The sequence below is a fragment of the Pseudomonas sp. P4_C4 genome (assembly GCF_056402055.1).
Window position 1 is genome coordinate 16,924 of the sequence record NZ_JBFUID010000045.1, and the last position, 21,361, is coordinate 38,284.

Annotated in this window: 19 protein-coding genes and 1 tRNA gene; 8 read left to right on the forward strand and 12 right to left on the reverse strand. The window is 58.9% G+C overall.

Translation table 11 applies throughout. The features are described 5' to 3' along the window. The first annotated feature begins 137 nt into the window (after positions 1-137). A complete protein-coding gene (gene suhB / locus AC1DXW_RS21710; RefSeq protein ID WP_007982736.1) occupies positions 138-956 on the forward strand; it encodes a type III secretion system regulator SuhB in 819 nt (272 codons plus the stop codon). Between the two features lie 249 nt (positions 957-1,205). Here the strand turns inward: suhB and AC1DXW_RS21715 are convergent, their stop codons facing one another. The 6 genes from AC1DXW_RS21715 to queA all read right to left on the reverse strand — a co-directional run bounded on the left by AC1DXW_RS21715 (position 1,206) and on the right by queA (position 7,306). Then, on the reverse strand, positions 1,206-1,754 hold the full coding sequence (locus tag AC1DXW_RS21715) for a glycine zipper 2TM domain-containing protein (RefSeq protein WP_150728289.1): 549 nt from the start codon (positions 1,752-1,754) through the stop codon (positions 1,206-1,208). Positions 1,755-1,875: 121 nt separating this feature from the next. Beyond that, complete coding sequence (secF, locus tag AC1DXW_RS21720; protein ID WP_477755277.1) at positions 1,876-2,790, reverse strand: protein translocase subunit SecF; 915 nt, start codon at positions 2,788-2,790, stop codon at positions 1,876-1,878. A gap of 9 nt (positions 2,791-2,799) precedes the next feature. After that, positions 2,800-4,668, reverse strand: coding sequence for a protein translocase subunit SecD (gene secD, locus AC1DXW_RS21725; protein ID WP_477755278.1), 1,869 nt, complete (start codon positions 4,666-4,668; stop codon positions 2,800-2,802). A 64-nt stretch (positions 4,669-4,732) separates the two neighbouring features. Beyond that, positions 4,733-5,068: a preprotein translocase subunit YajC gene (gene yajC, locus AC1DXW_RS21730; protein ID WP_007982729.1), complete on the reverse strand. Its 336-nt coding sequence runs from the start codon at positions 5,066-5,068 to the stop codon at positions 4,733-4,735. A 43-nt stretch (positions 5,069-5,111) separates the two neighbouring features. Further along, positions 5,112-6,227, reverse strand: coding sequence for a tRNA guanosine(34) transglycosylase Tgt (tgt, locus tag AC1DXW_RS21735; RefSeq protein ID WP_162488928.1), 1,116 nt, complete (start codon positions 6,225-6,227; stop codon positions 5,112-5,114). Between the two features lie 14 nt (positions 6,228-6,241). Continuing rightward, positions 6,242-7,306 (reverse strand): tRNA preQ1(34) S-adenosylmethionine ribosyltransferase-isomerase QueA, encoded by a 1,065-nt coding sequence (gene queA, locus AC1DXW_RS21740; RefSeq protein ID WP_477755279.1) that lies wholly within the window; start codon positions 7,304-7,306, stop codon positions 6,242-6,244. A 108-nt stretch (positions 7,307-7,414) separates the two neighbouring features. On the opposite strand from queA, the gene AC1DXW_RS21745 reads away from it, so the two are divergent. Both AC1DXW_RS21745 and AC1DXW_RS21750 read left to right on the forward strand, forming a co-directional pair. Continuing rightward, a tRNA-Leu gene (locus tag AC1DXW_RS21745) sits at positions 7,415-7,499 on the forward strand. Positions 7,500-7,684: 185 nt separating this feature from the next. Further along, the gene (locus tag AC1DXW_RS21750) at positions 7,685-8,014 is read left to right on the forward strand and encodes a hypothetical protein (RefSeq protein ID WP_477755280.1); all 330 of its coding nucleotides are present in this window, start codon (positions 7,685-7,687) and stop codon (positions 8,012-8,014) included. 159 nt (positions 8,015-8,173) lie between these two features. On the opposite strand, the gene alr is transcribed toward AC1DXW_RS21750, so the two are convergent. From alr to AC1DXW_RS21780, 6 genes are all read right to left on the reverse strand, one after another. Next, positions 8,174-9,415 (reverse strand): alanine racemase, encoded by a 1,242-nt coding sequence (gene alr, locus AC1DXW_RS21755; RefSeq protein WP_477755281.1) that lies wholly within the window; start codon positions 9,413-9,415, stop codon positions 8,174-8,176. A gap of 344 nt (positions 9,416-9,759) precedes the next feature. After that, positions 9,760-11,187, reverse strand: coding sequence for an amidase (locus AC1DXW_RS21760; RefSeq protein WP_477760435.1), 1,428 nt, complete (start codon positions 11,185-11,187; stop codon positions 9,760-9,762). Positions 11,188-11,191: 4 nt separating this feature from the next. Further along, positions 11,192-11,875: an amino acid ABC transporter permease gene (locus AC1DXW_RS21765; protein ID WP_218429438.1), complete on the reverse strand. Its 684-nt coding sequence runs from the start codon at positions 11,873-11,875 to the stop codon at positions 11,192-11,194. After that, the gene (locus AC1DXW_RS21770; RefSeq protein WP_019582764.1) at positions 11,872-12,528 is read right to left on the reverse strand and encodes an amino acid ABC transporter permease; all 657 of its coding nucleotides are present in this window, start codon (positions 12,526-12,528) and stop codon (positions 11,872-11,874) included. The genes AC1DXW_RS21765 and AC1DXW_RS21770 overlap by 4 nt, the downstream gene beginning before the upstream one ends. After that, positions 12,528-13,316, reverse strand: a complete 789-nt coding sequence (locus AC1DXW_RS21775) for an amino acid ABC transporter ATP-binding protein (protein WP_086945812.1) — start codon at positions 13,314-13,316, stop codon at positions 12,528-12,530. The genes AC1DXW_RS21770 and AC1DXW_RS21775 overlap by 1 nt, the downstream gene beginning before the upstream one ends. Before the next feature lie 77 nt (positions 13,317-13,393). Beyond that, on the reverse strand, positions 13,394-14,266 hold the full coding sequence (locus AC1DXW_RS21780; protein ID WP_477756000.1) for an ABC transporter substrate-binding protein: 873 nt from the start codon (positions 14,264-14,266) through the stop codon (positions 13,394-13,396). A 98-nt stretch (positions 14,267-14,364) separates the two neighbouring features. On the opposite strand from AC1DXW_RS21780, the gene AC1DXW_RS21785 reads away from it, so the two are divergent. The 5 genes from AC1DXW_RS21785 to AC1DXW_RS21805 all read left to right on the forward strand — a co-directional run bounded on the left by AC1DXW_RS21785 (position 14,365) and on the right by AC1DXW_RS21805 (position 21,265). Next, positions 14,365-15,474: a GlxA family transcriptional regulator gene (locus tag AC1DXW_RS21785; protein ID WP_477756001.1), complete on the forward strand. Its 1,110-nt coding sequence runs from the start codon at positions 14,365-14,367 to the stop codon at positions 15,472-15,474. Between the two features lie 658 nt (positions 15,475-16,132). Further along, positions 16,133-16,609: a formate dehydrogenase subunit gamma gene (locus AC1DXW_RS21790; RefSeq protein ID WP_477760436.1), complete on the forward strand. Its 477-nt coding sequence runs from the start codon at positions 16,133-16,135 to the stop codon at positions 16,607-16,609. After that, positions 16,609-18,168: a formate dehydrogenase beta subunit gene (locus tag AC1DXW_RS21795; RefSeq protein WP_477755140.1), complete on the forward strand. Its 1,560-nt coding sequence runs from the start codon at positions 16,609-16,611 to the stop codon at positions 18,166-18,168. Before AC1DXW_RS21790 ends, AC1DXW_RS21795 begins: the two co-directional genes overlap by 1 nt. Next, positions 18,165-21,047, forward strand: a complete 2,883-nt coding sequence (gene fdhF, locus AC1DXW_RS21800) for a formate dehydrogenase subunit alpha (RefSeq protein WP_477755139.1) — start codon at positions 18,165-18,167, stop codon at positions 21,045-21,047. The genes AC1DXW_RS21795 and fdhF overlap by 4 nt, the downstream gene beginning before the upstream one ends. Continuing rightward, on the forward strand, positions 21,044-21,265 hold the full coding sequence (locus AC1DXW_RS21805; RefSeq protein ID WP_477760437.1) for a formate dehydrogenase subunit delta: 222 nt from the start codon (positions 21,044-21,046) through the stop codon (positions 21,263-21,265). Before fdhF ends, AC1DXW_RS21805 begins: the two co-directional genes overlap by 4 nt. Positions 21,266-21,361: the final 96 nt, after the last annotated feature.

A 21,361-nucleotide genomic window follows, 5' to 3' on the forward strand; every position in this document is an offset into this window, starting at 1 on the left:
TCTCGAACACGATAATCGGGAGCGGAATCTTACAGCGCTGGCTACCGTTAAGCCATGAAAGCGAACGTCGTCCTTCTCCTGTAGAAACTTTCTGATAGAATGCCCGGCTTTCTTTAACAACCTTAGGTGACACATCCATGCAGCCCATGCTGAATATCGCGCTGCGCGCCGCCCGCAGCGCCAGTGAATTGATCTTCCGCTCCATCGAGCGCCTGGATACCATCAAGGTCGACGAAAAAGACGCCAAGGATTACGTATCCGAGGTGGATCGCGCTGCCGAACAGAAAATCATCGATGCACTGCGCAAGGCCTACCCGAATCACTCGATCATGGGTGAAGAAACCGGCATGCACGCCGGCACCGGCATCGAAGGCGAAGAGTACCTGTGGATCATCGATCCGCTGGACGGCACCACCAACTTCCTGCGCGGCATTCCTCACTTCGCTGTCAGCATCGCCTGCAAATACCGCGGTCGTCTTGAGCACGCTGTTGTTCTGGACCCGGTTCGCCAGGAAGAATTCACCGCCAGCCGTGGTCGCGGCGCTCAACTGAACGGTCGTCGCCTGCGCGTCAGCGGTCGCACCAGCCTGGACGGCGCCCTGCTGGGTACCGGCTTCCCGTTCCGTGACGACCAGATGGACAACCTCGACAACTACCTGGGCATGTTCCGCGCGCTGGTTGGCCAGACTGCCGGCATCCGCCGCGCAGGTTCGGCTAGCCTGGACCTGGCCTACGTGGCCGCCGGCCGTTTCGACGCCTTCTGGGAGTCGGGCCTGTCCGAGTGGGACATGGCTGCGGGCGCCCTGCTGATCCAGGAAGCCGGCGGTTTGGTGAGTGACTTCACCGGCGGTCACGACTTCCTTGAGAAAGGCCACGTCGTTGCCGGCAACACCAAATGCTTCAAGGCAGTATTGACGGCGATCCAGCCGCACCTGCCAGCCTCGCTGAAGCGCTAAGCTTCCCGCGACAGAAAAGCACCTTTCGGGGTGCTTTTTTTATGCCTGGAATTTGCCCTTCAAAACACCACAAACCCCTGTGGGAGCGAGCTTGCTCGCGATAGCGATGTATCAGTCACCTCATATGCTGAATGTGACACCGTCATCGCGAGCAAGCTCGCTCCCACAGGGGATTGGGGGTGATGCTTAAATCGCGAGCACAAAAAAAGCACCCCGCAGGGTGCTTCTTTTTTATCCAGCGTCAGCAGATCACTGAGCCGCCTGATTCTCCGACAAGATCAGCTTGCCTTCCTTATCCACCGGAATCTGGTTGCCTGGATCACGATCCATGCGCACCTTGCCTTCCTTGCCGTCCAGCGAATACCGCACGTCGTAACCTACAACCTTGTCACTGATGTCGTTAACCGTGTTACAGCGGGTCTGGGTCGTGGTGTAGGTGTCACGCTCTTGCATGCCTTCCTGCACCTTGTTGCCGGCGTAACCGCCACCGACAGCACCCGCGACCGTGGCGATCTTCTTACCGGTGCCGCCACCGATCTGGTTACCCAGCAAACCACCTGCCAATGCACCGACCACCGTACCGGCGATCTGATGTTGATCTTTCACCGGCGCCTGCCGGGTGACCGCTACATCCTTGCATACTTCACGTGGAGTCTTGATTTGTGTCTTGACCGGCTCAACGGCGAGTACTTGTGCGTACTCCGGGCCGCTTTTAACCAGGCTGTAGGTGGCCACAGCACCCCCGGCAGTTACACCGACAGCACCCAGTACAGCACCAACCAGCATCGACTTGTTCACATGAACCTCCTGGACCATCACATGCGGAACATGTCCGCGCTTCTCCCAGCCTTGGAGCACAAAAAAAGGCGCGAGTTCAACTCGCGCCTTTTTTGGACTACATCGCTTAAAGACTTTGCCTTCAAGGACGGTCGTCGACTTCCTTCTCGGTGTTGGCCGGAGGAATCAGATCCTCAGTGCTCAGGTTCAGCCAGATCAGCACCACGTTCGCGATGTAGATCGACGAGTAAGTACCCGCCAGAACACCGATGAACAGGGCGATGGAGAAGCCGAACAGGTTGTCGCCGCCGAAGAACAGCAGGGCCGCGATCGCCAGCAAGGTGGAGATCGAAGTCGCCATGGTCCGCAGCAGGGTTTGCGTGGTCGAGATGTTGATGTTCTCGATCAGGCTGGCCTTGCGCAGTACACGGAAGTTCTCACGAACCCGGTCGAATACCACGATGGTGTCGTTGAGCGAGTAACCGATGATCGCCAGTACCGCCGCCAGCACCGTCAGGTCGAAGGTGATCTGGAAGAACGACAGGATACCGACGGTCACGATCACGTCGTGGATCAAGGACACGATCGCACCGACCGCAAACTTCCACTGAAAGCGGAACGCCAGGTAGATCAGGATACCGCCCAGCGCCATCAGCATGCCGAGGCCGCCCTGGTCGCGCAGCTCTTCACCCACCTGCGGGCCGACGAACTCGACACGCTTGACCGTCGCCGGGTTCTCGCCACCCACCTTCTGCAAGGCTTCGGCGACCTGGTGACCCAGTTGCGGGTCTTCACCAGGCATGCGCACCAGCAAATCGGTGGTCGCACCGAAGTTCTGCACGATGGCTTCGTGATAACCCGCGGTCACCAGCTGCTCACGCACCTTGGTGACATCGGCCGGACGCTCGTAGGTCAGCTCGATGAGCGTACCGCCGGTGAAATCCAGCCCCCAGTTCATGCCCTTGTGGAAGACACTGAACATTGCCAGTGCGGTAAGGAACAATGTGACGCCGAACGCAAAGTTGCGAACGCCCATGAAGTTGATTGTACGTAACATGGCAGCCCCTTAAATCCACAACTTCTTGAAGTCACGACCGCCGAAGATCAGGTTGACCATCGCGCGGGTCACCATGATGGCCGTGAACATCGAGGTAAAGATCCCGAGGGACATGGTCACTGCGAAGCCCTTGACCGGGCCGGTGCCCATGGCAAAGAGGATGCCGCCGACCAGCAAGGTGGTCAGGTTGGCGTCGAGAATCGCGGTGAATGCCCGGCCGAAGCCTTCGTTGATTGCGCGCTGCACGGTCATGCCGGCGGCGATCTCTTCACGAATCCGCGAGAAGATCAGCACGTTGGCGTCGACCGCCATGCCCATGGTCAACACGATACCGGCGATACCCGGCAGGGTCAGCGTTGCACCCAGCAGCGACATCAGGGCCAGCAGCATCACCATGTTCACCGCCAGAGCGACGGTGGCGATCAGGCCGAAGAAGCGGTAGATGGCCATGATGAACAGCGAGACGAACAGCATGCCCCACAGCGATGCATCGATACCCTTGGTGATGTTGTCGGCACCCAGGCTTGGGCCGATGGTACGTTCTTCAGCGAAGTACATCGGTGCAGCCAGACCACCGGCACGCAGCAGCAGCGCCAGTTCGGACGACTCACCCTGGCCATTCAGGCCAGTGATGCGGAACTGAGCACCCAGCGGCGACTGGATGGTCGCCAGGCTGATGATCTTCTTCTCTTCCTTGAAGGTCTGAACCGGCACGTCTTTCTCGACGCCGTTGACCATCTGCTTGGTGTAGGTGGTGATCGGACGCTGCTCGATGAAGATCACCGCCATGCTGCGGCCGACGTTCGAACGGGTCGCACGGCTCATCAGCTCGCCGCCGTGACCATCCAGACGAATGTTCACTTCCGGTGTGCCATGCTCGCCGAAGCCAGCCTTGGCGTCAGTCACCTGGTCACCGGTGATGATCAGGCCACGCTCGATCAGCGCAGGAGGACGCTTGCCTTCACGGAACTCGAATTCCTCGGAAGTGGCTTTCGAAGCACCCGGCTCAGCAGCCAGACGGAACTCGAGGTTGGCCGTCTTGCCGAGGATACGCTTGGCTTCGGCAGTGTCCTGCACGCCCGGCAGCTCAACCACGATGCGGTTGGCGCCCTGACGCTGAACGATCGGTTCAGCAACACCCAGCTCGTTGACGCGGTTACGTACCGTGGTCAAGTTCTGCTTGATGGAGTATTCGCGGATTTCCGCCAGCTTGGCCGGGGTCATCGCCAGACGCAGCACCGCCTGACCATTGAGGTCGGCCGGAACAATGTCGAAATCGTTGAAGTTCTTGCGGATGATCGAACGGGCCTGCTCGCGGCTGTCTTCATCAGCGAAGCCCAGCTGGATAGCACCGCCCAGTTGCGGCAGGCTGCGATAGCGCAGCTTCTCTTTACGCAGCAGGCTCTTGACGTCGCCTTCGTAGACTTTCAGGCGCGCGTCGAGGGCTTTCTCCATGTCCACTTCCAGCAGGAAGTGCACACCACCGGACAAGTCCAGACCCAGCTTCATCGGGTGCGCAGCGAGGTTGCGCAGCCATTGCGGGGTGGTTTGTGCCAGGTTCAGTGCAACGACGTAGTCATCACCCAATGCCTTGCGCACGACGTCCTTGGCTGGCAGCTGGTCTTCAGCCTTGGTCAGGCGAATCAGGCCGCCCTTGCCGTTGGCAGCCAGGGTGGCAGCCTTGACGTTGATCCCGGATTCCTTGAGCGCAGCGCTCACACGGTCCAGATCAGCCTGATTGACTTGCAGTGCAGTGCTTGCACCGCTGACCTGAATGGCCGGGTCATCAGGATAAAGATTGGGAGCGGAATAAATCAGACCGACCGCCAGCACCGCCAGGATCAGAATGTATTTCCACAGAGGATATTTGTTCAGCATCACGCCGCCCGTTTATGACGCGGGGCGCCTTGCGCGCCCCGTCGATTGAATATGAAGTTGAAACTTAGATCGCTTTGAGCGTGCCTTTTGGCAGCGTGGCGGCAATGGCGCCTTTCTGGAACTTCATTTCGACGGTGTCGGAAACTTCCAGAACGACGAAATCGTCGGCCACTTTAGTGATCTTGCCGGCGATGCCGCCGGTGGTCACAACTTCGTCGCCCTTTTGCAGGCTGCTCAGCAGGTTCTTCTGCTCTTTGGCGCGCTTGGCCTGTGGACGCCAGATCATCAGGTAGAAGATGACCAGGAAACCGACCAGGAAAATCCACTCGAAACCGCCACCCATTGGGCCCGCAGCAGGTGCAGCGGCGTCAGCCATGGCATTAGAGATAAAAAAGCTCATTTAGCACTCCAGTTGCAAATGTTGAATCTTGGGGTCAGAAAACTCAGTCCAAAGGCGGCACGGGAAGCCCGCGTTTGGCGTAGAAGGCATCGACAAAGGCGGCCAATGTACCCTGTTGAATAGCCTCGCGCAAACCAGCCATAAGCACTTGATAATGGCGCAAGTTATGGATGGTATTGAGCATGCTTCCCAGCATTTCGCCGCACTTGTCCAGGTGATGCAGATAAGCGCGGGAGAAGTTCTGGCAGGTATAGCAATCGCAGGTCGGATCGAGCGGCGAATCATCATGGCGATGGAACGCGTTACGGATCTTCAGCACGCCGGTATCGATGAACAGATGCCCGTTGCGGGCATTACGGGTTGGCATCACGCAATCGAACATGTCCACACCGCGGCGCACACCCTCAACCAAGTCTTCCGGTTTGCCAACGCCCATAAGGTAACGAGGTTTGTCAGCCGGCATCATGCCCGGCAGGTAATCCAGCACCTTGATCATTTCGTGCTTGGGCTCGCCCACCGACAGGCCGCCGATGGCCAGGCCGTCGAAGCCGATCTTGTCGAGGCCTTCCAGGGAGCGCATGCGCAGGTCCTGGTGCATGCCGCCCTGAACGATGCCGAACAGCGCCGCCGTATTCTCGCCATGGGCTTCTTTCGAACGCTTGGCCCAACGCAGGGACAACTCCATGGAGATGCGGGCAACGTCTTCGTCAGCCGGGTACGGCGTGCATTCGTCGAAAATCATCACGATGTCGGAGCCCAGGTCACGCTGCACCTGCATCGACTCTTCCGGGCCCATGAACACCTTGGCGCCGTCGACCGGGGAAGCGAAGGTCACGCCCTCCTCCTTGATCTTGCGCATGGCGCCCAGGCTGAACACCTGGAAACCGCCGGAGTCGGTCAGAATCGGGCCTTTCCACTGCATGAAATCGTGCAGGTCGCCGTGCTTCTTGATCACTTCGGTGCCTGGGCGCAGCCACAGGTGGAAGGTGTTGCCCAGAATGATTTCAGCGCCAGTCGCCTCGATATCCCGTGGCAGCATGCCCTTGACCGTACCGTAGGTGCCCACCGGCATGAAGGCCGGGGTCTCGACGGTACCGCGCGGGAAGGTCAAACGACCGCGACGAGCCTTGCCATCAGTGGCCAGCAGCTCGAAAGACATACGACAGGTGCGACTCATACTGTTTCCTCGGGGCCCGATTCTTTAGGGGCAGTCGGCGCAGGATTACGCGTGATGAACATCGCATCACCGTAGCTGAAAAAGCGGTAACCGTTGTCCACGGCAGCCTTATAGGCAGCCATGGTTTCGGGATAACCGGCGAACGCCGAAACCAGCATCAACAGCGTGGATTCGGGCAAATGGAAGTTGGTGACCAGGGCATCGACCACATGAAACGGCCGGCCCGGGTAGATGAAAATGTCGGTGTCGCCACTGAACGGCTTGAGCACGCCATCGCGGGCGGCGCTTTCCAGGGAACGCACACTGGTGGTCCCCACGGCCACCACGCGACCACCGCGAGCGCGGCAGGCGGCAACGGCATCGACCACGTCCTGGCCGACTTCCAGCCATTCGCTGTGCATGTGGTGGTCTTCGAGCTTCTCGACCCGCACCGGTTGGAAAGTGCCGGCACCGACGTGCAAGGTCACGAACGCAGTCTCGACGCCCTTGGCGGCAATCGCCTCCATCAGCACCTGATCGAAATGCAGCCCCGCCGTCGGCGCCGCCACCGCACCCAAACGCTCGGCGTAGACGGTCTGGTAACGCTCGCGATCGGCGCCTTCATCCGGGCGGTCTATATAAGGAGGCAGCGGCATGTGCCCGACACGGTCGAGCAGCGGCAACACCTCCTCAGTGAACTTAAGCTCGAACAACGCATCGTGCCGCGCCAGCATCTCGGCCTCGCCACCGCCGTCGATGAGGATCTTCGACCCAGGCTTGGGCGACTTGCTGGAACGCACATGGGCCAGCACGCGATGACTGTCGAGCACCCGCTCCACCAGGATTTCCAGCTTGCCGCCGGAAGCCTTCTGGCCAAACAGCCGCGCCGGAATCACCCGGGTATTGTTGAACACCATCAAGTCGCCGGGGCGCAAATGCTCCAGCAAATCAGTGAATTGACGGTGTGCCAGGGCGCCGCTGACCCCATCCAGGGTCAACAGGCGACTATTGCGCCGCTCGGCCAGCGGATGGCGGGCGATCAGCGAATCAGGGAGCTCGAAGGTAAAGTCAGCAACGCGCATGATGGGGTGTCGTCTAGCAGGGCCGGGAAGTCTAGCGGAAATATCAAAAATTCTCCATGTACCTGATTGACCAGCGGTTATCTCATCTCTATACTTCGCCGCCATTGAGCCCTGATGGCGGAATTGGTAGACGCGGCGGATTCAAAATCCGTTTTCGAAAGGAGTGGGAGTTCGAGTCTCCCTCGGGGCACCAAAATTAAGAAAGGTCTTGCTTTGCAAGGCCTTTTTTTTCGCCCGCAAAAAAGCACCTGACACCCCACCGACAACGCCCTAACAACGCACTGACCTGTAGGAGCTGCCGAAGGCTGCGATCCTTTGATCCTGCTTTTCAACGCCACAACCCGAACCCGCTCGGCTAACGAATCAAGGATTCACACAATGGAATTGCCACTGGAAACCGTTGCCCTTTTCGGCCTCAAGCTGGCCTATGAGACTGAAGGTGAAAGTCCGATTTTGCGGGATGATCCGATCATGAGTGATTACGAGCGGGAGGTATTTGGCTTGCTGGTGCGCCGGGGTGATGTCGAGGGTATTCAGTTTAGAGTGGCACACTGTGTAGGTTTGGCGCTGGACGCTATAGGTGGTGTTGACACATTGCTAGGGCGTGAGCTGCATCGGTTGTCAGCTGATTTCAGCAATGCGCGGACGTTGGAGCAGCTTGAAGCGCCGCTCATTGCGCTTAGGGATTACTTGAAAGTTATTCAGTGAGTAATGAGGCTGCCCGAAGAGGGGAACATCTCATCCATGGACCGCACCTGGCCGACGAGTGTTGACGAGAACAGATCTGTCAAATCCTCAAGGCGTCACTGCCAAAAGTCGCTACTGTGTGAGCGTTACCACCGCAGTAGCGACTAGCACCCTCACTGGTTAGTCGGAGGCTTTATCCGCCACCAGGGCTTTGGGATTGCTACTCCCCCAAACGGTAGCAAGGTCCACCAGCAATGTTCCGCTGAGTTCTTCAAGTTCACTCTGGGCGATCTCACTGTCGCCTTGTTTACCGAAGAGCACCACTTGATCGCCAGCGCGCGCAGCAGGGATATCTGTCACGTCCACCATGAGTGTATTCATGGAGACCTTCCCTACCACTGGAGCACGCTGCCCATCTATAAGGACAACGCCTTTATTGGTAAACGCTCGACGATAGCCATCAGAATAGCCCACTGGAATATTCGCAAGCTTTGAATCACGACTCAGTGTCACTGTTCGGTCATACCCCACTGTATTGCCTTTAGGGTATTGATTAACAGACGCCACGTATGACTTGACCTGCATGACCGGTTTGTACTCGGCATGCGAAGGTTCCATCATCCCATACAAGGCGCCTCCGGCACGTACCATGTCCAAATGCGACTCTGGCACTTCTAACGTCGCGTAAGAGTTCGCCGCATGAAGAGTGATTTTACTTCTATCAATTCCGGCGGCCTTTATCAGCCAAGCCGTTTGCTCATTGAAAGCCTTGAGCCCTTGCCGAACATCATCCTTATCCTGCACCGCGAAGTGAGTCATGATTCCGACCAGCTCCAGAGGAGCCAAACGATTGATCGCCAAGGCTTCTTGCCGACCGTGTTCAGTGCTCATTTCCAGGCCGTTGCGACTCATACCACCTGCGTTCAACGCCAAGTGAACCTTCAGGCGACCCCCATGCTTTTCAGCAATAGCGGCCGTTTCTCGAGCATAATCGAGGCTACTGACTAACTCCTCTATCTTGTACGGCAATGCTCCTTCCACCTCGGCCAACGTCGCTGTACGCACTCGGACAAGTTCCCCCTTGAATCCACTTTCACGTACAACTCGAGCCTCTTCATTGCTGGCAACGCCTACGCAGGGTACTTCCATTTTCATGACAGACGGCATCAATAACGCGACACCATGACCATAGGCATCCGCCTTGAGGATGGCACAAAGCCGTGATTTATTCGTCAAGGTGTTCTGGAGCGTACGAATATTGTTTTCAAACGCCGCCTGGTTAATTTCAACCCATGCATTACTGGTTACCACGGCCCGTTCAGACTGACCATTATCCAAAGAAAGCAGCGGCGCAGCCTGAACATACCCCTGCCCTATAATCAGACCTAAAGAAAGAGCAATAACAGTCCGAGTGAAAGGCATACAATACATCTCCTGATACAGAACGTTGTTGATGACAACTAACGATTTGACGACATACATGACTCTGCGCAAGCCACTACCCGACTAAGGAAATGGCCTGACTTTATGGGCGGCAGGAAACACCACTGATAGCGACAAAAGCAAACTCAGTACATGGCGAACAACATTATTGAAACGTTATCCCTGGAGTAACCCTTCCGGTGAAATTTTTGATAACTCGCGAAATCACTGGGAAGGTATATATTAAATTTTTATATAAATTTATAGGTGACACTTTCTAACCCCACTTTAACTTGGGGCGCTGGCAGGGTGATATCCAGGGATATATCAAGCAGTTATATCCATCACGCAACCGCGTTGTCCGCCAGCTCCCAGCCCTCAGGCCGTAGCGTGTGCCAATCGCTGACCTGTTGATAGGCATGGCCGATGCGCAGAATCAGCGGTTCGGCGAATGCCCGACCCACAATCTGCATCGAGACCGGCATGCACTTTTCATCAAGCCCGATGGGCAGCGCCACCGAACACAAGTTCAGCAAGTTGGCGAACCGCCCCAACAAGGCCAGTGGCGTGCCATATTCATCGACCTCATCCAACGGCACACTGCCAATAGCGTTGGTCGGGAAAGCGCAGGCGTCTATGTTGGTCATGGCCTCCTGCATGGCGTGCCGAGCGGCGCGGCGCTGATTGTGCAACTGGATATACGACGCTGCGTCGATGGCGCGACCACTGAGTACGCGACGTTGAACATGGGGGTCGAAACGCAGATCGTCGCGCTCGAACAAGCTACCCAGGCTGGCATAACCTTCGGCGCTCATCAGCCCACCAGCGATGCGCATGCACTGCTCCAACGACGTGGGTAGCGGTTGCTCGATCAGTTGCATGCCCAACGCGGCCAACTGCTTGAGCCCCAAATCGTAAGCCTTCAGCACCCCGGGAGCGACATGCGCTCGTTCGGCCTGTGGCAACACCCAGATGCGCAAACCGGCTACCGGCTGATTGAGACCGGCAGCGGCGCTGAATACAGGTGCCTGGGCCGAAACCGGATCCAGCGGGTCCGGGCCCAGCAGTGCATCCAACATCCACGCCGCATCTTCAACGGTGTGGGTGATAGGCCCTACCGAATCCAGCGAAGGACACAGTTCGATCAAGCCATGGCGACTGATAAGCCCACGCGTGGTTTTCAGCCCGACCAAGCCGCACATGCCCGCCGGAATCCGCACCGAGCCGCCGGTGTCGGTGCCCAACGCAGCGCTCGCCAACCCGCTGGCCACGGCCACTGCCGAGCCGCTGCTTGAACCACCCGGAGCGCGATGCACGTTACGGTCCCACGGGTTCCACGGCGTGCCCATCACCGCGTTGGTGCCCCAGCCACCGAAAGCGAATTCGACGGTGTGGGTCTTGCCAAGAATGATTGCACCGGCACGCTCCAGGCGTTGCACTGCAGTGGCGGTCAACCTCGAAACACGCGGTGCCTGTGCCAATGATCCACCCGTGATGGCCTGGCCATCGATCTCGAACAAGTCCTTGATCGCCAGAGGAATGCCATGCAGCGGTCCCAGGTGTATGCCGGACGCACGCTGGCGATCAGCGGCGATAGCCGCGTTCAAAGCACGCGAGGAATAGGTCTCGACATAGGCATTGAGCTGCTCGTCAAAGCGCTCGATGCGCGCCAGTTGCGCACGAACCAGCGCTTCGCTAGTCAGCGATCCCGCCTGCAGCGCCCGCTGCAACTGGGCAATGCTGTGGGAAGTAACTCGATCTATGGTGCTCATATGTTCAACCTCGCACGGTTTTGCGCCCGCGTGAAAAGTGCTTTTCAAGCACACGCGACAGCATTGAAAGAGGGAAAGCGATAACAAAATAGAACAGCCCTACCAGCAGGAAGACATGCATTGGCAGGAAGGTTTCCGAAGCGATGGCCCGCGCCGCCAGCATCAACTCATCGGTGGCGATCAGAGCGCACAACGAGCTGTCCTTGAGGATCGACACGTAGGCGTTAAGCAGTGGCGGCAACATGCCGCGAATCGCTTGCGGCAGGATGACGGTGGTAAACGCTTTCAGCGGCGTCAGTCCGATGGCGATAGCGGCTTCGCGCTGGCCGCGATGCAGCGAATCCAGGCCGCCACGGAGGATCTCCGCAACGTAAGCGGCACCCTGCAAACCCAGACCGATGGCCCCGGCCCAATAGCCGGACAACGTCAACCCCAGGCTGGGCAACGCGAAATACAGGGCCAGCAGCAACGCCAGAAGAGGTACAGCGCGCATGCTCTGAATAAAGAACGCTGCCAACCGTTTCAGGATGACACTCGGACTTCTCATCGCCCAGACCAACAACGCCCCCAGCACGACCGCCAGAGCGAACCCCATCAGGGACAATTCGGCAGTGATCCGTGCACCGAGCAACAGGCGAGCGATCCAGTCGCTCCAGTACTCCGGGTATTGCTGAAAAAAACTGATCATCGCGCGCTCCCAAAATGACGTTCGAGCCGAATGAATCCCACACCGATCGGTAAAATCATCGCGGCGTAGATGCACATCACAGCCAAATAGATCAGTGAAGTCTGGAAGGTGGAGGTCACCAGATTACGCGCCAGGAACATGATTTCCGGCACGGCAATGGCCGAGGCGATGGACGTGTCCTTGACCAATTGCGTGACGTAGTTGGCGAACGCTGGCAACGTCACGCGCAGGGCCTGGGGCAAGAGAATGCAGTGCAAAATCTGCATCCGGCTCAGACCGACAGCCAATCCGGCTTCATGCTGACCGACATGCAGCGACTGCAAGCCGCTACGGAAAATATCGGCCAACACCGCGCTGCCCACCAGACTCAAGCCAACGATGGCGGCCAGCCACGCGGGCAAGTTGATGCCAAGGTAGGAGAGACCGAAATAGATCAGGAACAGATGCGCCAGCGCGGGAACATTGCGCATCCACTCAATGAAACAGCCGATCACCCCATGCAACACCCGTGACCGACTGAACGTCAGCAACACCGCCAGTACTACCCCTCCGGCACTCGCCAGCAGCAAGGTACACAGCGCGATTTCCAGGGCGGTGAGCGCGCCTTTCAACAACAGAGGCAGTAGCCCGAGAAAGACCTCGAAGTTCGCCATCAAGCGCCCTCCATGGCCATGCGCCCAAGAAAACTGCGGGTGCGCTCATGGCTTGGGTTGTCGATAACCTGCGCCGAAGGCCCTTGCTCGACAATGTGTCCGCCGTCCATGAAGATCACCCGATCCGCCACATCCCGAGCGAAGCGCACTTCATGGGTCACCATGATCATGGTGCGGCCCTCTTGCGCCAGCTCACGAATCACGGCCAGTACTTCCCCCACCAGTTCGGGGTCCAGCGCCGAGGTCGGCTCGTCGAACAGGATGACTTTAGGTTGTTGGGCCAACGCGCGGGCAATAGCGACCCGCTGTTGCTGTCCGCCGGACAACTGCTCGGGATAGACCTCGGCCTTGTGCCGCAGATGGACTTTTTCCAACATGGCATCAGCCAGCTCATAGGCCTGCTTGCGCGGCATACCCTGTGCCTTGATCGGCCCCAGCGCGACGTTGTCGCGTACGCTCAAATGTGGCCAGAGGTAGAAGAGCTGGAACACCATCGCGATCTCGCGTCGCTGCGGAGCCATTTCCCGATCACTCATCAGACGTATGCGTTTACCGTCCTTGATCTGCCCGATCAACTCGTCGCCCAGCCAGATATCGCCTCGAGTGGGTTTTTCCAGGTAATTGATGCAACGCAGGCAAGTGGACTTTCCCGACCCGCTCGGGCCGATCAACGACAGGGTTTCACCGGCTTTCAACTCCAGGTTGATCCCCTTGAGCACCTCCAGATCACCATAACTTTTGTGCAGGTCATGCACTCGCAGCAACGCAGGTTCGGACGGGGTCGACATCTTGGTTAACCTCTTTTTGTTATAGACATGGCGATGAATCGGCACGGGCCATCAGGCCGATTCATCCGCTCAAGCGCTTACTTGCAGCCGGGCAGTTTCCAGTCCGCCGGGCGGTCGACACCCAGCCTCAGGTCCTTGCCTTCCGGCACATACCAGACATCCTGAGTCAGACCGTAGCGGGCACCGATCTTGCGCATTTCACAGCTTTTCCAGAGGGTCTGGATCTGCTCGTTCACGGCAGCCACCAGCTGCGGGCTGGCCCCTTTATTGAAGCCGTACACCACCTGACCTAGCCCCGTCAGCAGTGGGAAATTCGGATCGTTGTCGGTGAAAGCATTGAAGTGCAGGTGCCACTGCTCGTTGCGAAAAATGGCGTATTGCATGACCGGAGGATCGCCAATCACTGCATCGATGCGCCCGGCGAGGAGATCGCGCACCGCGGCATCGGAGGTGTCATACAGCGCTACTTGCAGCCCTTCGATCTTGCGCATCTCAGGGATGAACGAGAAACCCGTGATGGTGCCGACCTTCTTGCCCTGCAAATCTTTGAGGGTGCTCCAGTTGGTCTTGTCGGTCTGGGTGATGCCGTTCTTGAAATAGTGAATCGGGTCGCTCACGGTCATGATCTTCGCGCGCTGCTCGGTCCAGCCCATGGTGCCGGCCATGACATCCACGCGTTTAGCTTGTACTGAGGCGATGGTGCCGGCCCAGTCCATCAAGGCAGGTTTAACCTTCAAACCCAGCTTCTCAGATATTTGTTGAAGGATTTCACCGTCGTAGCCGACCATCCGGCTGTCTTGATAACCGGTCCCCGGCATATCGCCAGTGAACGCGATAGTCAGGCTTCCCGGCTCTACCGTTTCCAGTGCGAATGCCGGTACCGAGGCCAGCATGGATACCAGCAGACCCGCATAGATACCGGCAAAACGTTGAACGTTGGGCTTCTTCATCACGTGCTCCTCGATTGTTTTTTTATGAACAGCATGGTGTTGGGCAGGCGCTCATCGTATGGTGATCGACGGTATAACTGGTTGGATGGTTTGCATGAATGATTGAACATTTGCGACATTTCGGAGATGTACTGCCCAGGACCTCCAGCGAAAGCCTTGTGGAAGGGCTTGATAATGGTCAGGCACGACATCCGCCAAGCCGACGCGGCGCCACCGAGTTGTCTATCGGTATTGTGTTGTGGCCGCGCTTCCCCTTGCTGTCACTCTCGGGGCTGACCGATGCGTTGCGACATGCTGCCGATACGGGTGATCAGAGCCGCCCGATACGATGCCAATGGAAAGTACTCGGTACCCCCGGGCAAAGAGTCATTTCCAGCTGCGGACTGGATGTGCCTATCGACAGTGAGCTCACCAATCCTCATCAATTTGATTACATCGTGGTGATTGGTGGACTGCTTGATTCCCTTGAGGCCGCACCAAAGACGTATCCGGCATTTCTGCTTCAGGCAGCAGCCGCTAACGTGCCGTTGATCGGTCTATGCACGGGCAGCTTCGTGCTCGCTCGACATGGCTTGATGGAGGGACGTACCGCTTGCGTACATGCCTACCATTGCGACGACTGGAAACGTCTGTTCCCCAGATTGCGCTTTGTCAGCAACAGTGACTTCCTCATCGACAAGGATCGGATCACCTGCGCAGGCGGTATCTCAGTGATTGAGTTGGCCATTCATCTTATTGGGGTGCATTGCGGCCCGGATCGGGCCGGCAAAGTTGTTCATCAGATGACGGTCGCAAAAACCAGCTCCGGCAGTTTCGTCGACCGGCGCAAGGCACTTGGCTATGCCAGCTCTTCGAACAGGCGCCTGCACGAAGCCGTGATGCTGATGGAAAAGCACATGACCGAGCCCTTGGATATTGACTCAATCGCAAACCTTGTCGGTACCAGTAAACGGCAACTTGAGCGGCTGTTTGTCGCCGAAACCAGTAACACTCCAGCCCAATTCTACCGTCAGGTTCGACTCAGGTTTGGCCGATGGCTCCTCATCAGCTCGGATCGACATATAGGGGAAATCGCTTTCGAATGCGGGTTCGCCGATGCGCCCCATTTCATTCGACATTTTCAGAACATGTTTGGCATGTCCCCCGGAAAATTGCGCAAAGAGTTGATGCGAAAAGCGACACTCACCCAAGGGGGGAGGTTTTTTTAGACAGTGAAGCATTGATCGGTCACGGGGCAGAATGTGAAGACCAAGTTGGAATGAGATTAACGGTTTTTCGACAGGCCGCTTTTGGCTGATTTCTGCCTGTTACTACCGTCAGCTTTGGGACCAGGCTATGTAAAAACGCAGACACTGTTTTGAAGTCTGCGTCGCTACGTAAAATCTGCCAATGATTGGTGTATCAGCGGACCTGAAATTTGCGTAGGAACGCGATTTTCGTTCTGGTTCTGACTGTCAAACCCGCTCTAAACCGTTTTTGAGAGTGTCAGATTTCCCGGCCTCCGGGTGCTTCCGGTGGGCTTGATCGTCACCTTTTCCACAGGCAATCCGCTGTGCATAACTCCAGCAACCTCCCCTCTGGCACGGCGCCTCACCCCTCATTCTTCTAGACTCAATACAAGGTCGTAGACAGAACCGAACACGTCGCTCTGGTGCAGCCGAATCAAGGGCCGCGTGGCAATCTGGCTTTTATGCCCCTATTGAGGTGCGGCGAAGACCGTGCCGGGCGCAACAAGATGCCCGCTCAGGGTGCCCTGGCCGACGGTCTGTAGATGCCACGATACCGTGACGTGGTGTGAATGCCGCAGCCGACACTTTCGGACAACCGACAACCGCCTGGTTTGTCCGTGACCGTGAGGATTGCTGAATGCCTGATGAGATGTTGCACCTGCCTGTGGTCAACAGTCTGCTGGAGCGCCATAAGGGCACCCCGGGTGCGCTGTTGCCTATTCTTCATGATATTCAGGAGCGCATCGGTTACATCCCCGATGTCGCCGTCCCCGAGATTGCCCATGCCCTGAACCTGAGTCAGGCCGAGGTTCGTGGGGTGATCAGTTTTTACCATGACTTCCGTACCGCGCCACCCGCGCGGCATATCTTGCGGCTGTGCCGGGCCGAATCCTGCCAGAGCCGCGGTGCCGAGCAGCTTGCCGCGCAGTTGCGCGAGCGTCTGCAACTGGACGATCACGGCAGCAGTGCTGATGGCAGCATCAGTTTGCGGCCGGTGTATTGCCTGGGTGCCTGCGCCTGTTCGCCGGCTCTGGAGCTGGATGGCCGGGTGCATGCGCGACTCAGTGCTGAGCGTTTGGATGCATTGCTCGATGCATGCCGGGAGGACGTGTGATGCCGACTCTTTATCTGCCTTGTGATTCCCTTGCCCGTGCCGTGGGTGCCGATGAGGTGGCGGTGGCCCTGATCACTCAGGCCCGGGAACGCAATTTGCCGCTGGAGTTGCAGCGCACCAGTTCGCGTGGTCTGTATTGGCTGGAACCGTTGCTGGAGGTAGACAGTCCGCAAGGTCGGATCGGCTTTGGGCCGCTGACGGCGGCGGATGTGCCGTCGGTGCTCGATGCGTTGCAAGGCGAGCCGTCCGCTCATCCGCTGGCCTTGGGGCTGGTGGAAGAATTGCCTTATCTCAAGTCTCAACAACGTCTGCTGTTTGCGCGCGCCGGCATTACCCGGCCGCTGTCCCTGGAGGATTACCGGGCCCACGGCGGTTTCGAGGGTTTGACCCAGGCCATCGCCATTGGCGGCGAGCAGACCGCGACGGCAGTGTTCGATTCGGGCCTGCGTGGCCGTGGCGGCGCGGCCTTCCCCGCCGGGATCAAGTGGCGCACGGTGCGCGGCACTCAGGCTGTGCAGAAGTACATTGTTTGCAACGCCGACGAAGGCGACTCCGGCACCTTTGCCGATCGCATGTTGATGGAAGGCGACCCCTTCCTGCTGATCGAAGGCATGGCCATTGCCGGCATTACCGTCGGCGCCACTTTCGGCTACATCTATGTGCGCTCGGAATATCCGGATGCCGTGGCCACGTTGCGGGCCGCGTTGAACATCGCCCGAGAAGCCGGTTACCTGGGCGCCAATGTCGGCGGCAGCGGCCTGGCATTCGATATGGAAGTGCGGGTCGGGGCCGGTGCTTATATCTGCGGTGAAGAAACCGCGCTGCTGGACTCCCTCGAAGGCAAGCGCGGGATCGTTCGCGCCAAGCCGCCGATTCCGGCGTTGCAGGGGCTGTTCGGCTTGCCGACGCTGGTGCACAACGTGCTGACGTTGGCCTCGGTGCCGCTGATTCTGGCCAAGGGCGCGCAGTTCTATCGCGACTACGGCATGGGCCGCTCCCTGGGAACTATGCCGTTTCAACTGGCGGGCAATATTCGTCACGGCGGTCTGGTGGAACGTGCCTTTGGCCTGACCTTGCGGGAGCTGGTGGAAGACTACGGCGGCGGTACCGCCAGTGGCCGGCCGTTGAAGGCTGCGCAGGTGGGCGGCCCGCTCGGCGCCTGGGTGCCACCTTCGCAATTCGACACACCGTTGGATTACGAAGCCTTTATGGCCATCGGTGCGATGCTCGGTCACGGTGGTGTGGTGGTGGCTGACGACACCCTGGACATGGCCCGCATGGCGCGCTTCGCCATGCAGTTCTGCGCCGAGGAATCCTGTGGCAAATGCACGCCGTGCCGTATCGGCTCTACCCGTGGCGTTGAAGTGATCGACCGCCTGCTGGCCGCTCCCGACCAGAACGGTCGCGATGAACAGGTGATCATCCTCAAGGACCTGTGCGACACCCTGCAATACGGTTCGCTGTGCGCATTGGGCGGCATGGTCTCTTTTCCGGTCGCCAGCGCCCTCAAGCACTTCCCCGCCGACTTCGGTCTGCAAGCCTCGGAGGCCGAACAATGATCACTCTCTTCGACCCGAAAACAGACATTGACCTGGGTACGCCTGCCCGCGACAGCCAGGTGCAAGTCACCCTCAACATCGATGGCCGCAGCATCAGCGTGCCCGAAGGCACCTCGGTGATGCGCGCCGCCGCGCTGCTGGGCACTACCATTCCCAAACTCTGTGCCACCGACAGCCTGGAAGCCTTCGGCTCCTGCCGCATGTGCCTGGTGGAGATCGACGGCATGCGTGGTTATCCGGCGTCCTGCACTACGCCGGTCAGCGAAGGCATGAGCGTGCACACCCAGACGCCCAAGCTCGCGACCCTGCGCCGCAACGTCATGGAGCTGTACATCTCCGATCACCCGCTGGACTGCCTGACCTGCTCGGCCAACGGCAACTGCGAGCTGCAAACCGTGGCCGGTCAGGTCGGCCTGCGGGAAGTGCGTTATGGCTATGAAGGCGAGAACCATCTGGAGGACGTGAAAGACACCTCCAACCCCTATTTCGACTACGACCCGAGCAAGTGCATCGTCTGCAACCGCTGCGTGCGCGCCTGCGAAGAAACCCAGGGCACTTTTGCCCTGACCATTACCGGGCGCGGTTTCGAATCCCGGGTGGCCGCTGCCGGCGGCGAGAACTTCCTCGATTCGGAATGCGTGTCCTGCGGCGCCTGCGTGCAAGCGTGCCCCACCGCGACCCTGATGGAAAAAAGCGTGGTCGAACTGGGCCAACCCGAACGCAGCGTGATCACCACCTGTGCCTATTGCGGTGTGGGCTGCTCGTTCCGTGCCGAGATGAAAGGCGACCAGTTGGTACGCATGGTTCCGGACAAGAACGGCCAGGCCAACCACGGCCACTCCTGCGTCAAGGGGCGCTTCGCCTGGGGCTACGCCACCCACCCGGATCGCATCACCAAGCCGATGATCCGCAAGCACATCAGCGACCCTTGGCAGGAAGTCAGCTGGGATGAAGCGGTGACTTACGCCGCCAGCGAATTTCGCCGGCTGCAGCAAAAATATGGCCGCGATTCCATTGGTGGCATCACCTCCAGCCGCTGCACCAACGAAGAAACCTATCTGGTGCAGAAACTGGTGCGGGCCGCCTTCGGTAATAACAACGTCGACACCTGTGCGCGGGTCTGCCACTCGCCCACCGGCTATGGCCTGAAACAAACCCTGGGCGAGTCCGCCGGCACCCAGAGTTTCGACTCGGTGATGCAGGCCGACGTGATCCTGGTGATGGGTGCCAACCCCAGCGACGCCCACCCGGTGTTCGCCTCTCAACTCAAACGTCGCCTGCGTGAAGGCGCGCGGCTGATCGTCATCGATCCGCGACGCATTGATCTGGTGGATACGGTGCATGCCCGCGCCGAGTATCACCTGGCCCTGCGCCCCGGTACCAACGTCGCCATGCTCAACGCCTTGGCTCATGTGATTGTCACTGAAGGACTGCTCAACCAGGCCTTTATCGACGCCCGTTGCGAGGGTAGCGATTTCGCGATCTGGAGTGAATTCGTCAGCCGTGCGGAAAACTCGCCGGAAGCCCTCGGCCCTGTCTGCGGTGTACCCGCTGCCGACATCCGTGCCGCTGCGCGCCTGTATGCCACCGGTGGCAATGCGGCGATCTACTACGGTTTGGGCGTCACCGAACACAGCCAGGGCAGTACTTCGGTGATGGGCATCGCCAACCTGGCCATGGCCACCGGCAACATCGGCCGCGAAGGCGTGGGCGTGAACCCACTGCGCGGGCAGAACAACGTCCAGGGCTCCTGCGACATGGGTTCCTTCCCCCATGAGCTGCCCGGCTACCGGCACGTCTCCAACGAGGTGGTACGAGCGCAGTTCGAACAGGCCTGGAACGTCACCCTGCAACCCGACCCGGGCCTGCGTATCCCCAACATGTTCGAGGCAGCCTTGGGCGGCAGCTTCAAGGGCCTGTATTGCCAGGGCGAAGACATCGCCCAGAGCGACCCCAATACCCAGCACGTCACCGCGGCCCTGTCGGCCATGGAATGCATAGTGGTGCAGGACATTTTCCTCAACGAAACCGCCAAGTTCGCCCACGTGTTCCTGCCGGGCTGCTCGTTCCTGGAAAAAGACGGCACCTTCACCAACGCCGAGCGACGCATCTCCCGGGTGCGCAAGGTCATGGACCCGCTGGGCGGCAAGGCCGACTGGGAAGGCACGGTGGCCCTGGCCAATGCCTTGGGCTACCCGATGAACTACCAACATCCATCGCAAATCATGGATGAAATCGCCAGCCTGACGCCGACTTTCACCAACGTCAGCTACGCCGAACTGGACCGCCACGGCAGCCTGCAATGGCCGTGCAACGCCGAGGCACCGGACGGCACGCCAACCATGCACATCGAAGAATTCGTGCGTGGCAAGGGGCGCTTCATGCTCACCGGCTACGTGCCCACCGAGGAAAAGGTCAACAGTCGCTATCCGCTGTTGCTGACCACCGGGCGCATCCTCAGCCAGTACAACGTCGGCGCGCAGACCCGGCGTACCGATAACATCGCCTGGCATGACGAAGACCGCCTGGAAATCCACCCGACCGACGCTGAGAGCCGTGGCATCAACGAAGGAGACTGGGTCGGCATCGGCAGCCGCGCAGGGCAGACCGTGCTGCGTGCGCGAATCACCGAACGGGTCGCCCCAGGCGTGGTGTACACCACCTTCCACTTCCCGGAATCGGGCGCCAACGTCATCACCACCGACAACTCCGACTGGGCGACCAACTGTCCGGAGTACAAGGTCACGGCCGTGGAGGTCAGTCGCGTTTATCACCCTTCGGAGTGGCAAAAGCGCTTCCAGGAATTCAGCGAGGAACAGCAACGTTTGCTCGATGAACGTCGTCAGGCACGCGGGACCAAAGCCGAGGTACGCCGATGAGTACTGACAACCTGATCAAGATGGCCAACCAGATCGCCCAGTACTTCGCCAGCCAGCCGGACCAGCAACAGGCGGTGCTCAGCGTGCGCAATCATATGCAGATGTACTGGGCGCYGAGCATGCGCAAGGAACTGCTGGCCTGGCAGACGGAACATCAGGGGGCGGACTTGCACCCACTGGTGCAGGCGGCGGTGACTGGGGCGGGGTGGGAGGCTTAGCCTGCTGGCTGCAAAAAAACACTGTGGGAGCGAGCTTGCTCGCGATGAGGGCTTAACATTCAGCATTTTTGCTGGTTGATATACCGCCATCGCGAG

Excerpts from the sequence above, each read along its gene's own strand:
- suhB (WP_007982736.1), top strand. The coding sequence starts at position 138 with ATGCAGCCCATGCTGAATATCGCGCTGCGCGCCGCCCGCAGCGCCAGT.
- secF (WP_477755277.1), bottom strand. The coding sequence starts at position 2,790 with ATGTTACGTACAATCAACTTCATGGGCGTTCGCAACTTTGCGTTCGGC.
- secD (WP_477755278.1), bottom strand. The coding sequence starts at position 4,668 with ATGCTGAACAAATATCCTCTGTGGAAATACATTCTGATCCTGGCGGTG.
- yajC (WP_007982729.1), bottom strand. The coding sequence starts at position 5,068 with ATGAGCTTTTTTATCTCTAATGCCATGGCTGACGCCGCTGCACCTGCT.
- tgt (WP_162488928.1), bottom strand. The coding sequence starts at position 6,227 with ATGTCTTTCGAGCTGCTGGCCACTGATGGCAAGGCTCGTCGCGGTCGT.
- queA (WP_477755279.1), bottom strand. The coding sequence starts at position 7,306 with ATGCGCGTTGCTGACTTTACCTTCGAGCTCCCTGATTCGCTGATCGCC.
- AC1DXW_RS21750 (WP_477755280.1), top strand. The coding sequence starts at position 7,685 with ATGGAATTGCCACTGGAAACCGTTGCCCTTTTCGGCCTCAAGCTGGCC.
- alr (WP_477755281.1), bottom strand. The coding sequence starts at position 9,415 with ATGCCTTTCACTCGGACTGTTATTGCTCTTTCTTTAGGTCTGATTATA.
- AC1DXW_RS21760 (WP_477760435.1), bottom strand. The coding sequence starts at position 11,187 with ATGAGCACCATAGATCGAGTTACTTCCCACAGCATTGCCCAGTTGCAG.
- AC1DXW_RS21765 (WP_218429438.1), bottom strand. The coding sequence starts at position 11,875 with ATGATCAGTTTTTTTCAGCAATACCCGGAGTACTGGAGCGACTGGATC.
- AC1DXW_RS21770 (WP_019582764.1), bottom strand. The coding sequence starts at position 12,528 with ATGGCGAACTTCGAGGTCTTTCTCGGGCTACTGCCTCTGTTGTTGAAA.
- AC1DXW_RS21775 (WP_086945812.1), bottom strand. The coding sequence starts at position 13,316 with ATGTCGACCCCGTCCGAACCTGCGTTGCTGCGAGTGCATGACCTGCAC.
- AC1DXW_RS21780 (WP_477756000.1), bottom strand. The coding sequence starts at position 14,266 with ATGAAGAAGCCCAACGTTCAACGTTTTGCCGGTATCTATGCGGGTCTG.
- AC1DXW_RS21785 (WP_477756001.1), top strand. The coding sequence starts at position 14,365 with ATGATTGAACATTTGCGACATTTCGGAGATGTACTGCCCAGGACCTCC.
- AC1DXW_RS21790 (WP_477760436.1), top strand. The coding sequence starts at position 16,133 with ATGCCTGATGAGATGTTGCACCTGCCTGTGGTCAACAGTCTGCTGGAG.
- AC1DXW_RS21795 (WP_477755140.1), top strand. The coding sequence starts at position 16,609 with ATGCCGACTCTTTATCTGCCTTGTGATTCCCTTGCCCGTGCCGTGGGT.
- fdhF (WP_477755139.1), top strand. The coding sequence starts at position 18,165 with ATGATCACTCTCTTCGACCCGAAAACAGACATTGACCTGGGTACGCCT.